Raw genomic sequence first — 12,575 nt, forward strand, 5'->3', positions numbered from 1 at the left:
AGAACAACGCCATGACCCCGACATTCAAGGACAAGATCGCCCGCGCTCCGAAAGCGGAGCTGCACATCCACATCGAAGGCTCGCTCGAGCCCGAACTGATTTTCGCGCTCGCGCAGCGCAACGGCGTGAAGCTCGCGTACGAGTCGATCGACGCACTGCGCGCCGCGTATGCGTTCACCGACCTGCAGTCGTTCCTCGACATCTACTACGCCGGCGCGAGCGTGCTGCTGACCGAGCAGGATTTCTACGACATGACGGCCGCGTACTGCGAATGCGCGCTCGCCGACAACGTCGTCCACACGGAACTGTTCTTCGATCCGCAGACGCATACCGAACGCGGCGTGCCGATCGAAACGGTGGTGGCCGGCATCGATCGCGCACTCGCCGATGCCGAGCAGCGCGGGCTGTCGAGCAAGCTGATCCTGTGTTTTCTGCGCCACCTGTCCGAGGAAGACGCGCTCGCGACGTTCGAATCCGCGCTGCCGCTGTTCGAACGCTATCGCCATCGGCTGATCGGCGTCGGCCTCGACTCGTCCGAGCTCGGCCATCCGCCGACGAAGTTCGCGCGCGTGTTCGAGAAGGCGCGCGCGCTCGGGCTGAAGCTCGTCGCGCATGCGGGCGAGGAAGGCCCGCCCGCCTATATCTACGAAGCGCTCGACGTGCTGAAGGTCGACCGGATCGACCACGGCGTGCGCAGCATCGAGGACGCGGCGCTCGTCGAACGCCTCGCACGCACGCGCATGGCGCTGACCGTATGCCCGCTGTCGAACCTGAAGCTGTGCGTGTTCGACGACATGACGAAGCACACGCTGAAGGCGCTGCTCGATCGCGGCGTCGCGGTGACGATCAACTCCGACGACCCGGCCTACTTCGGCGGCTACGTCAACGACAACTACTTCGCGACGGTCGACGGGCTGCAGCTGACGGACGCCGAAGTGCACACCGTGATCCGCAACGGCTTCGAGGCGTCGTTCGTCGATGCGGTAGAGCGCGATGCGCTGATCGCGCGTCTCGATTCGTACTGGCAGGCCGCGTGACGGCCGGCATCGAGGTTCGCTAGACAGATGAAACCCCGCAACGACATCCGCTTCGCGACGACCGGTTCGGCCCTGCGCCGCGCCGCCCGTGCACCGTGCGTGCATGCGGGCATGGCATCCATCGCACGCATAGCGACGGCACGCTCCGCCGCCGCGCGCGGACGCCTGTCGTTGCGGCTCGTCGTGCCGTTCGTCGCCGTGCCGGTCGCGATTGCGATTGTCACTGCCATCGCGGCGCTGCCGCCCGGCAGCCGTGTGCCGGTTGCCGCCGCCGCTGCGCTCGTGTGTGCAATCGCAGCCCGCAGCGCGTCAGGCTTCGCGCCCGAGCCATCCGCGTATCGCCGCCGCGTGCGGACACCGGCCACGCCGTCCACCCCGTCGCGCGCCCGGCGCCGACCGTTTTCTTCTGTTCGCCTTACCTTGATGCAGGACCATTCGTCATGACGCAAACCGCTTTCCGTTCCCAGCTGCTGACCTTCAACGGCGACCCGGCGCAGTCGAGCCAGGCCGCAAACTACGAGACCGACGGCCTGCTGATCGTCGACGACGGCAAGGTCGTCGCGGCTGGCCCGCATGCGCGGCTCGCCGCGACGCTCGCGCGCGACGCGGTCGTCCACGACCTGCGCGACAAGCTGATCGTGCCCGGCTTCATCGACACGCACATCCACTATCCGCAGACGGACATGATTGCGTCGCCGGCCCCCGGCCTGCTGCCATGGCTCGACAAGTACACGTTCCCGACCGAGCGCCAGTTCGGCGATCCGGAGCATGCGCGCGAAGTCGCCGACTTCTTCGTCGAAGAGCTGCTCGCGTGCGGCACGACAAGCGCGCTCGTCTACTGCACCGTGCACAAGCAGTCGGCCGACGCGCTGTTCGCGGCGAGCGATGCCCGCGACGTGCGGATGATCGCGGGCAAGGTGCTGATGGACCGCAACTGCCCCGAGTTCCTGCGCGACACCGCGCAATCGGGCTATGACGACAGCGCCGAGCTGATCGACCGCTGGCACGGCAACGGCCGCCAGCTGTACGCGCTCACGCCGCGCTTCGCGCCGACGTCCACCGAGGCCCAGCTCGAGGCATGCGGCGAACTCGCGCGCCGCCATCCGGACGTGTTCGTGCAGAGCCACGTCGCGGAAAACGTCGATGAAGTGAAATGGGTCGCGGAGCTGTTCCCCGGCCACCGCAGCTATCTCGACATCTACGATCGCTACGGGCTGCTGCGTCCGCGCGCGGTGTACGGCCACTGCATCCACCTCGACGACGAGGACCGCCGCCGGATGGCCGAGACGCGCACAGTGGTCGCGCACTGCCCGACGTCGAACTTCTTCCTCGGCAGCGGGCTGTTCGACTTCGACAAGGCTGGCGAATACGACGTGCCTGTCACGCTCGCCACCGACGTCGGCGGCGGCACGTCGTTCTCGATGCTGCAGACGATGAACGAGGCGCACAAGGTCGCGCGGCTGTCGGGCCACCACCTGAGCGCCACGCGGATGTTCTGGCTCGCGACGGCCGGCGCCGCGCAGGCGCTCGATCTCACCGACACGGTCGGCACGCTCGCGCCGCGCACCGAAGCGGACTTCGTCGTGCTCGACCCGCAGGCCACGCCGCTGCTCGCGCGCCGCACGAAGCGCGCGGATTCGCTCGAGGAACTGCTGTTCGCGTTCGCACTGCTCGGCGACGACCGTGCCGTGTATCGCACATACGCGGCCGGCCGGCTCGTGCACGAGCGCGGCGCCGCGCGCCGCGCCGCCGCGTAACTCACGCGCGTTTGCCTCGCCCTGCTCCGGCATGCGCCACGATGCATGCCGGAGCCGCCGAATTCGCGCCGCGCACGGCACACGCCGTGCTAGAATTCGCCGCTCATTGGGGAGTAGCCGCTCCGCTCGATGCCCCGCGCCCCCGGCGCGCATCGTGACGGAGGCGTCCGTCAACAGACTTGGCCGTTCGGCCATGGCGGACGCAGCCACCGAGGCCTGGCGAGACCGATGGTTCACTGCGCGCCGCTTCAGGGCCCGGCGCGCGGCGGATCGTCGCTCGCACGCACAACACCGGCCCGTGGAACCCCATACGTGTCCCAAGCCTTCCTGATCTCCACCGGCGCCGTCGCCCTCGCTGAAATCGGCGACAAGACCCAACTGCTGTCCCTCGTGCTGGCCGCGCGCTATCGCAAGCCCGTGCCGATCATTCTCGGCGTGCTCGTCGCGACGCTGGTGAACCACGGCTTCGCCGGCGCGCTCGGCGAATGGCTCGGCGCGCTTGTCACGCCGTCGATCATGCGCTGGGCGCTCGCGTTCTCGTTCATCGCGATGGGGTTGTGGATCCTCGTGCCGGACAAGCTCGATGCCGACGAAGCCAATACGAACCGCTCGCGGCTCGGCGTGTTCGGCGCGACGCTCGTCGCGTTCTTCCTCGCGGAAATGGGCGACAAGACGCAGATCGCGACCGTCGCGCTCGCCGCGCGCTTCCAGGATTACATCGGCGTGGTGGCCGGCACGACCTTCGGGATGATGCTCGCGAACGTGCCCGCGATCCTGCTGGGCGACCGTTTCGCGCACTGCCTGCCGACGAAGCTGGTCCACGGCATCGCGGCCGTGCTGTTCGTCGTGCTAGGCGCACTGGCGTTGCTCGGCGTCGGGGTCTGACGCACGCCGGCAAGCGGCGCGGCCGGGCGGCCGCGCCAGAGTCGACAGCGCGTTACTTCGCGACCACCGCGCCCGATGCCGGCACGGCCGGCACCGCACGCTCGTTGGCGGCCTGCGGCGCAGCCGGGCCACCGCGCTTGTCGACCGGCAGCCGCACCGTGCGGATCGCGCCGTTCGCCAACGGGAAATCGGCGAGCGCGCTGCGCGCGAGAAACGGCATCGCATACAGCAGCGCACCGTTGTCGCCGGTGGTGCGTGCGGTCACGTTGTAGACCTCCTTGCCGGTGGCACGCTCGGTAATCCGGATGCCGAGCGTGTAGTCGAAGACCTGGTAGGTCTGCGCGACATAGCCGGCCGGCATCGGCCCCCAGGGCCCCCACGGGCCCCACGGCCCGCCCCGCCAGTACGGCCCCGGCCCCATGAACCACGGGTCGTAGTAGACCGGCTGCGGCACCGTCACCAGATCGCTGCCGACCCCGTAGGTCAACCCGACCAGATAGCGCGCCTGCGCGGTCGGCACCTGCCGGAACGCATACGCGGACAACTCGTTCGCGACGATCGGCTCGTAGGTCGACTGCTCGATGCTGTGCTTCTGCGCATCGGTGCGCGTGAAGGCGTAAGTGCGTGTCGCGTCGCTGCCGCTCCAGTCGGAGAAGGCCGTGACCTGCGTCGTCACGTAGCTGGTGCAGCCCGTCAGCAGCGCCACGCACAGCACCGCCGCCCAACCCGCACCGCGTTGAATCCATTCGCGTTTCATGTCGATCCTCGTCGATCCGTCACCCGTTCGTTGCACCGCGCGAACCGCACGGGATGCCGATAATACGCGGACTGCCGCAACCGGTAAAAAGTTCGCCCGGCACGCGGCCGCAAGCCTTTGTACAATGGCCCGGTTCGCCCGGCCCGCGCTGCGGGGCCCGATCCCCACTCCACCGATCTCGACGACCATGTCCGACAACGCCTCCTCCACCGTGATCCGCCGCGCCGACTACACGCCGCCGGCCTTCCTCATCGATTCCGTCGCACTCGAATTCGATCTCGCGCCGGCCCGCACGATCGTCAGGAATACGATGCGCGTGCGCCGCAATCCGGACGCGGCGCCGACCCCGCATCTGGAGCTGATGGGCGAAGCGCTCGAGTTCCTCGACGCGCAGCTCGACGGCGCGCCGTACGGTGCGGTGCGCGCACATGAACACGGGCTGACCGTCGAGAACGTGCCCGACGCATTCGAGCTCACGCTCGAGAGCGCGTGCGCGCCGGACCAGAACACGACGCTGTCCGGCCTGTACGTATCGAGCGGCAACTTCTTCACGCAATGCGAGGCCGAAGGCTTTCGCCGCATCACCTACTTCCTCGACCGCCCCGACGTGATGGCGTCGTACACCGTCACGCTGCGCGCCGACAAGGCCACCTATCCGGTGCTGCTGTCGAACGGCAACCTGGTCGATTCGGGCGAGTTGCCCGACGGCCGCCACTTCGCGAAATGGGAAGATCCGTTCCGCAAGCCGAGCTACCTGTTCGCGCTCGTCGCGGGCAAGCTCGTCGCGATCGAGGAAAAGATCACGTCCGGCTCCGGCAAGGAAAAACTGCTGCAGGTCTGGGTCGAACCGGCCGATCTCGACAAGACCCGTCACGCGATGGATTCGCTGATCCATTCGATCCGCTGGGACGAGAAGCGCTTCGGCCTCGAGCTCGATCTCGACCGCTTCATGATCGTCGCGGTCGGCGACTTCAACATGGGCGCGATGGAGAACAAGGGGCTCAACATCTTCAACACGAAGTACGTGCTGGCGAACCCCGAGACCGCGACCGACACCGACTTCGCGAACATCGAGTCGGTGGTCGGCCACGAGTACTTCCACAACTGGACCGGCAACCGCGTGACCTGCCGCGACTGGTTCCAGCTGAGCCTGAAGGAAGGCCTGACGGTGTTCCGCGACCAGGAATTCTCTGCCGACATGGCCGCGGGCGACGAGGTCGGATCCGCGGCGCGCGCGGTCAAGCGCATCGAAGACGTGCGCGTGCTGCGCCAGTTGCAGTTCGCCGAGGACGCGGGCCCAATGGCGCATCCGGTGCGTCCGGAAAGCTACGTCGAGATCAACAACTTCTACACGATGACCGTCTACGAGAAAGGCTCGGAAGTCGTGCGGATGTACCAGACGCTGTTCGGCCGCGACGGGTTCCGCAACGGGATGGACCTGTACTTCAAGCGCCACGACGGTCACGCGGTGACGTGCGACGACTTCCGCCACGCGATGGCCGACGCGAACGGGCGCGATCTCGCGCAATTCGAGCGCTGGTACAGCCAGGCCGGCACGCCGCGCGTGTCGGTGCGCACCGCCTACGACACGGCCGCGCGCCGCTACACGGTCACGCTCGCGCAGGGCTACGGCGACGCGTCGCCGGCCGCACGCGAGACGCAACAGGGGCCGCTGCTGATCCCGTTCGCGATCGGCCTGATCGGCCGCGACGGCCGTGACCTGCCGTTGCGCCTCGACGGCGAAGCCGCCGCGTCGGGCACGACGCGCGTGCTCGACTTCACCGACACCGAACAGACCTTCACGTTCGTCGACGTGCCGGAACAGCCGCTGCCGTCGCTGCTGCGCAATTTCTCGGCGCCGGTGATCGTCGAGTACGACTACAGCGACAACGATCTCGCGTTCCTGCTCGCGCACGACAGCGACCCGTTCAACCGCTGGGAGGCCGGCCAGCGCCTCGCGACGCGCGCGCTGCTGACGCTTGCCGCGCGCGCCGCCGCGAACGAGCCGCTCACGCTCGGCGAGAACTTCGTCGCCGCGTTCCGCCGCGTGCTGACCGATGAAAACCTGTCGCCCGCGTTCCGCGAACTCGCGCTGACGCTGCCGTCGGAAACCTATCTGGCCGACCAGATGGCGGAAGCCGATCCAGCCGCCGTGCATCGCGCGCGCCAGTTCGTGCGCCGCCAGCTCGCGACCGCGCTGCGCGCCGAGTGGCTCGCCGCGTTCGAGCAGCACCAGACGCCGGGCGCGTACGAGCCGACGCCCGAAGCGTCCGGCCGCCGCGCGCTGAAGAACCTCGCGCTCGCGTATCTCGCCGAACTCGAGGATCCGGCCGACGCCGTGCGCATCGCGACCGCGCAGTACGACGCGGCAAACAACATGACCGATCGCGCTGCCGCGCTCGGTGCCCTGCTGTCCGCCGCGGCCTCGGGCGCGAACGACGCGGCCACGCGCGCACTCGACGACTTCTACCGTCGCTTCGAGAAGGAAGCGCTCGTGATCGACAAGTGGTTCGCGATGCAGGCCGCGCAGCGCGGCTCGTCCGCCCAGCCGACGCTCGCGAAGGTCCGCAAGCTGATGGCTCACCCCGCGTTCAACCTGAAGAACCCGAACCGCGCACGCTCGCTGATCTTCAGCTTCTGCGCGGCGAACCCGGCGCAATTCCATGCGGCGGACGGTTCGGGCTACGCGTTCTGGGCCGAGCAGGTGCTCGCGCTCGATGCGATCAACCCGCAGGTCGCCGCGCGCCTCGCCCGCTCGCTCGAACTGTGGCGCCGCTTCACGCCGGCGCTGCGCGACCGGATGCGCGAAGCGCTCGAGCAGGTCGCGGCCGGCGCGAAATCGCGCGACGTGCGCGAGATCGTCGAGAAGGCGCTCGCGTAAGGTCACGCACGCGATTCGCGTCGCGCCTCCACGCGACTAAGCCGGCGCCGCCCCGTTGCGGCGCCGGCTTTTTTTATCGACTGAAGGTTGGCGGGGTCGGAGCCGGACAACGCGTTCGGGCACGCGGTTTTCCGGCGGCAGCAGGGCCGCTCCGCTCTAAGCCGCTCGCCGGCACCCGGCCGGATCGGCTGCCCGGCCATGTAACGGGACGAAAAAAGGCGGCGGGTCGGCAGGCGCGCCGGGTAAAATTGCGGCAATTCAAGGATTCTTTGGCCTTTCGGAGTCTGTCATGTCCATTGCCCGCCGCACCACGCTGTCCAAGTTCCTGATCGAGCAGCAGCGTGAGACCAACAACCTCCCCGCCGACCTCCGCCTGCTGATCGAAGTCGTCGCTCGCGCGTGCAAGGCGATCAGCTACAACGTGTCGAAGGGCGCGCTCGGCGATGCACTCGGTACCGCCGGCAGCGAGAACGTCCAGGGCGAAGTGCAGAAGAAGCTCGACATCCTGTCGAACGAGATCCTGCTCGACGCGAACGAATGGGGCGGCAACCTCGCCGCGATGGCATCGGAAGAGATGGAAACGTTCTTCCCGATCCCCGCGAACTACCCGCGCGGCGAATACCTGCTCGTGTTCGACCCGCTCGACGGTTCGTCGAACATCGACGTGAACGTGTCGATCGGCACGATCTTCTCGGTGCTGCGCTGCCCGGACGGCAAGCTGGCCACCGAGGAATCGTTCCTGCAGCCGGGCACGCAGCAGGTCGCGGCCGGCTACGCGGTGTACGGCCCGCAGACCGTGTTCGTGCTGACGACCGGCAACGGCGTGAACTGCTTCACGCTCGACCGCGAAGTCGGCTCGTGGGTGCTCACGCAAAGCAACATGCAGATCCCGGCCGATACGCGCGAATACGCGATCAACGCGTCGAACGCACGCCACTGGTACGAGCCGGTCCAGCGCTACGTCGACGAACTGAACGCCGGCAAGGAAGGCCCGCGCGGCGACAACTTCAACATGCGCTGGATCGCGTCGATGGTTGCCGACGTGCACCGGATCCTGAACCGCGGCGGCATCTTCATGTACCCGGCCGACAAGCGCACGCCCGATCGTCCGGGCAAGCTGCGCCTGATGTATGAAGCGAACCCGATGTCGTTCATCGTCGAACAGGCGGGCGGCGCCGCGACGACGGGCACGCAGCGCATCATGGAAGTGCAGCCGACCGGCCTGCACCAGCGCGTGCCGGTATTCCTCGGTTCGAAGAACGAAGTCGAACGCGTGACCGGCTATCACGACGAAGGCAAATAAATTTGCACCGCAGCACTAGACGGAGGTGCGAGACGTCAGTACAATCGCGCCTTCGCGATGTGGCCCTGACAGGCCGCATCGCAGTGAAGTGAAAGCGGGAAGTCCGCCGGATCGAGGGTTTCGCGAAGCAGCAGCAACAAGCTGAAAAAATTTCGCAAAACCTATTGCCAAGATCTCGGATTTCACCATATAATTTCATTTCTCTGCTGCCGGTGTAGCTCAGTTGGTAGAGCAGCGCATTCGTAATGCGAAGGTCGTAGGTTCGACTCCTATCTCCGGCACCAAGATATAAAGGCCTGACAAGTGATGCTTGTCAGGCCTTTTCTCTTTTCCGGCCCACGTTTTCCGATACACACGGAATCGTGCGCCTGCCCTCCCCCGTCAATTCCGCTTGCGGGCATCTCCCGACTCCCGCGCCGCGCGCCGCCGATTACAATCGCCGGACCACCCGGCCCTCTCCCTGCATCATGCGCACCTGGCGTCTCGAGCGACCGAACCTCAGCGGGCAACTGGACGTGTCTCGCGCGACCGGTCTCGTCGCCGCGATCGGCGGCAGTGACCCGAACGCGTTCGCCGCGGAAATCCTGAAGCTGTTCGACGATGCGCTGTCCGTCACGCAGTGCACGATCTTCGCGTACGAGTTCGGCAACCGGCCGCGCACCGTGTCGGTCGCCGATCATCGCGGCGGCCGCTACCTGCGCGATGTCGCGGACACCTACGCGCGACATTTCTATGCGCTCGACGGCAACCAGAAGATCGTTTCGGCCGCCGGTCGCGGCACGCACCGCCGCGACGTGCTGCTGCATCAGCAGACCGGCGACGAGATCGGTCATGACGCATATCGCGCGGCCTGCTACCGCGGCCCCGACGTATCCGATCGCCTCGCGTTGCTGATGCAGCCGAACGACTCGACCTGGCTGTCGATCAACCTGTATCGCGCGCATCGCAGCGGCGCATTCCAGCCGCGCGAGATCGCGGCCATCGAAACGCTCGCGCCGTTGATCGCGCAGGCGGCGCAGCATCACTACGCGCTCGCGGGCTCGGCGCAGATCGGCATCCCGCAACTGATGCTCGGGCGGCTGCGCGGCGCATGCCCGACACTGTCCAAACGCGAACTCGACGTGCTGCGCGGCGTGCTCGAAGGCCAAACCGCGCAGGAGATCGGCGAGACGATCGGCGTAAAGGCATCGAGCGTGGTCACTTATCAGAAGCGCGCCTATCGGCGTCTCGGCATCTCGAGCCAACGCCAGCTGTTTGCGCTGTGCCTGCAACCGTGAACGGCGCCTGCCGATCCTGAACGCGTCAGGGTAAGTCCCGGCCCGCCACCAGCCGTTCGCCGTACCCGGAATGAGGACAGCGGTGTCCGGCACGGCTTCCATACTGCATCGAGCTGCCGCACGCGTCGCGTCATCGCGCGTGCGGGTCCGATCACTGCAACCCTGGAAGCCAACGATGGGCATCGAATTCAAGCCATATCCGTTCGTCGCCGCGCGTCATCCCGCGCACCTGCCGACCTGCAGCGATGGTGTCGATACGCAGCGGCACCGCGTCGCGATCGTCGGCGGCGGGCCGGTCGGCCTCGCTGTCGCACTCGGCCTCGCCAACCACGGCATCCGCAGCGTGCTGCTCGAAGCCGACGATTCGGTCTGTCACGGCAGCCGCGCGATCTGCATCTCGCGACGCAGCCTCGAGATCATCGAGCGGCTCGGCGCGCTCGGCGACTTCCTGCGCGTCGGACTGCCGTGGAGCGGCGGACGCAGCTTCCATCGTCGCGACGAAGTACTGCATTTCACGATGCCGCAGGACGAGAACCAGAAGCTGCCGCCGATGGTGAACCTCGCGCAGTATCACATCGAGCAGTTCCTGCTCGATGCCGCGCTGCGCCGCCCCGAGTTCATCGAGATCCGCTGGCAGACGAAGGTCGCGGGCGTCACGCGACACCCGGACGGCGTGCGCCTGGACGTCGATACGCCGCTCGGCGGCTACGCACTCGATGCCGACTGGATCGTCGCGAGCGACGGCGGGCGCAGCACGATGCGCGAAGCGCTCGGCCTGACGCTGCAAGGAACCCGCTACGAAGGCCGCTACGTGATCGTCGACATCGCGCTCGACAGCGACCGGCCGACCGAGCGGCTCGCGTATTTCGACCCGGCGTCGAACCCCGGCTCGACGGTGCTCGTCCACAAGCAGCCCGACAACGTGTGGCGGATCGACTACCAGTTGCGCGACGACGAGGATCCCGAAGCGGCCGTGAAGCCCGAGAACGTGATCCCGCGCGTACAGAACCTGCTCGACATGATGGGCGAGCGCGGCGACTGGTCGCCGATCTGGATCACGATCTACAAGGCGAACGCACTGACGCTCGAACGCTACCGGCACGGCCGCGTGCTGTTCTGCGGCGACGCCGCACACCTCGTGCCGATCTTCGGCGTGCGCGGCGCGAATTCCGGCATCGACGACGCCGACAATGTCGCGTGGAAACTGGCGTACGTGATTCGCGGCCTCGCGTCGGACGCGCTGCTCGACAGCTATTCGGACGAGCGCGTGTTCGCGACGCACGAGAACCTGCGCTACGGCACCAAGAGCACCGAGTTCATGGCGCCGCCGTCATTCGCGTTCGACCTGATGCGCAAGGCCGTGCTGACGCTCGCGGTCCGGCATCCGGCGCTGCGTTCGCTGATCAATCCGCGCCAGACGTCGGCCATCGCTTACACGGCGTCGCCGCTCAATGCGGACGCGCGCGATGCATTTTCAGCCGGGCCGGCCTCCGGCACGGTACTCGCGGAATGTCCGCTGATGCTGCAGGCGTCGCGCGACATCGGCAAGCCCGGCGGCGCGCGTCGCAGCCACCTGACCGATCTCGTCGGCCCGTGCTTCACGGCGTTCCGCTTCACGCGCGACGGCGCACCCGATCCGTCGTTCGACGATCTCGAACGGCACCTGCACGACGCCGGCATACCATTCGCGCTGGTCACGCTCGCGCGGCACGCGGCACCGCAACAGCCGGGATGCGGCGGCTACGATACCGACGGCCGGCTGTTCGACCTGTACGGTGCGCGCGACGGCACCGTCTACCTCGTGCGTCCGGACGGACACGTGCTCGGCCGCTGGCACGACGCACGCCCCGCCGACCTGACCACCGCACTCGAACGCGCGCTCCATCCGCGCACGTCATCCGATCTTCAGGAGAACGCATGATGACCGACACTGAACGCGACACCCTCTACACCGATCTGTGCCACACGATGACCCGCATCGGCGAAACCGATGCCTCGCTCTTTCTCGCGCGCTTCGCGCTGCTGGCAATCGAGACGATCGGCGATGCGAAGACCGTCGCCCGCCTGATTGCCGACGCGGGCGACGGCCTGCCAGATACGGGCGCACCGGCGCCGGCGCACGGACAATGACGCACGACGCACCGCCGAACGGTCGCCACGCCCTCCTTACATATTCATTTCGCCACGCATCGTCTGCGTAGGCGCCGCGCCGTAGGCAGACGAATCCCTGGAAAAACCCGTTAAGGGTGCATAACATTACTTAACGATTCCGACCCGTCTATCGCGTTACATTGCGTGGGCGGCTCGGCGGATCGCAAGCCGCCTACATGCGGCTTGCGGCGAAACAGCCGACATCCGGTCATTTCGACTCAACCCAAGGAGAGGATCACCATGACTCATGGCTTGATTATGTGGCTCATCATCGGTGCGATCGCCGGCTGGCTGGCCGGGCTGCTCGTCAAGGGCGGCGGGTTCGGCCTGATCGTCGACATCATCGTCGGTATCGTCGGCGCGGTGATCGGCGGCTGGCTGGCCGGACTGCTCGGCATCAGCCTCGGCAGCGGCTTCATCGGCTCGGTGATCGTCGCGGTCATCGGCGCCGTGATCCTGCTGTTCGTGATCCGGCTATTCAGGCGCGCGGCCTGACGATCTTCTCGCGCGCCTTCGGGCGTGCTTTC

11 protein-coding genes, 1 tRNA gene and 1 riboswitch are annotated in these 12,575 nt (G+C 67.2%); of the genes, 11 read left to right on the top strand and 1 reads right to left on the bottom strand.

What is annotated here, in order from left to right; translation table 11 throughout:
* The first annotated feature begins 11 nt into the window (after positions 1-11).
* From DIE15_RS19455 to DIE15_RS19475, 4 genes are all read left to right on the top strand, one after another.
* Entirely contained in the window at positions 12-1,037 is a 1,026-nt protein-coding gene (locus tag DIE15_RS19455) for an adenosine deaminase (protein ID WP_124834110.1), read from the top strand.
* 171 nt (positions 1,038-1,208) lie between these two features.
* Positions 1,209-1,481, top strand: coding sequence for a hypothetical protein (locus tag DIE15_RS19460; protein ID WP_260428290.1), 273 nt, complete (start codon positions 1,209-1,211; stop codon positions 1,479-1,481).
* Entirely contained in the window at positions 1,478-2,794 is a 1,317-nt protein-coding gene (guaD, locus tag DIE15_RS19465; protein WP_124834112.1) for a guanine deaminase, read from the top strand. The genes DIE15_RS19460 and guaD overlap by 4 nt, the downstream gene beginning before the upstream one ends.
* A 96-nt stretch (positions 2,795-2,890) precedes the next feature.
* Positions 2,891-3,028: riboswitch (yybP-ykoY riboswitch) on the top strand.
* Between the two features lie 78 nt (positions 3,029-3,106).
* A complete protein-coding gene (locus DIE15_RS19475; protein WP_124834113.1) occupies positions 3,107-3,679 on the top strand; it encodes a TMEM165/GDT1 family protein in 573 nt (190 codons plus the stop codon).
* Between the two features lie 52 nt (positions 3,680-3,731).
* On the opposite strand, the gene DIE15_RS19480 is transcribed toward DIE15_RS19475, so the two are convergent.
* Complete coding sequence (locus DIE15_RS19480) at positions 3,732-4,436, bottom strand: DUF4136 domain-containing protein (RefSeq protein WP_124834114.1); 705 nt, start codon at positions 4,434-4,436, stop codon at positions 3,732-3,734.
* A 187-nt stretch (positions 4,437-4,623) separates the two neighbouring features.
* On the opposite strand from DIE15_RS19480, the gene pepN reads away from it, so the two are divergent.
* From pepN to DIE15_RS19515, 7 genes are all read left to right on the top strand, one after another.
* Complete coding sequence (gene pepN / locus DIE15_RS19485) at positions 4,624-7,317, top strand: aminopeptidase N (protein ID WP_124834115.1); 2,694 nt, start codon at positions 4,624-4,626, stop codon at positions 7,315-7,317.
* 289 nt (positions 7,318-7,606) lie between these two features.
* Complete coding sequence (locus DIE15_RS19490) at positions 7,607-8,620, top strand: class 1 fructose-bisphosphatase (protein WP_057928540.1); 1,014 nt, start codon at positions 7,607-7,609, stop codon at positions 8,618-8,620.
* A gap of 208 nt (positions 8,621-8,828) precedes the next feature.
* A tRNA-Thr gene (locus DIE15_RS19495) sits at positions 8,829-8,904 on the top strand.
* A 183-nt stretch (positions 8,905-9,087) separates the two neighbouring features.
* Positions 9,088-9,897, top strand: coding sequence for a LuxR C-terminal-related transcriptional regulator (locus DIE15_RS19500; RefSeq protein WP_057928539.1), 810 nt, complete (start codon positions 9,088-9,090; stop codon positions 9,895-9,897).
* 175 nt (positions 9,898-10,072) lie between these two features.
* Entirely contained in the window at positions 10,073-11,818 is a 1,746-nt protein-coding gene (locus tag DIE15_RS19505; RefSeq protein ID WP_124834116.1) for an FAD-dependent oxidoreductase, read from the top strand.
* Positions 11,815-12,027: a hypothetical protein gene (locus DIE15_RS19510; RefSeq protein WP_057928537.1), complete on the top strand. Its 213-nt coding sequence runs from the start codon at positions 11,815-11,817 to the stop codon at positions 12,025-12,027. The genes DIE15_RS19505 and DIE15_RS19510 overlap by 4 nt, the downstream gene beginning before the upstream one ends.
* 261 nt (positions 12,028-12,288) lie before the next feature.
* On the top strand, positions 12,289-12,543 hold the full coding sequence (locus DIE15_RS19515) for a GlsB/YeaQ/YmgE family stress response membrane protein (protein WP_057928536.1): 255 nt from the start codon (positions 12,289-12,291) through the stop codon (positions 12,541-12,543).
* Positions 12,544-12,575: the final 32 nt, after the last annotated feature.

Origin of the sequence: Burkholderia sp. Bp9031, from assembly GCF_003857965.1 — a bacterium.
Taxonomy (GTDB): domain Bacteria; phylum Pseudomonadota; class Gammaproteobacteria; order Burkholderiales; family Burkholderiaceae; genus Burkholderia; species Burkholderia ambifaria_A.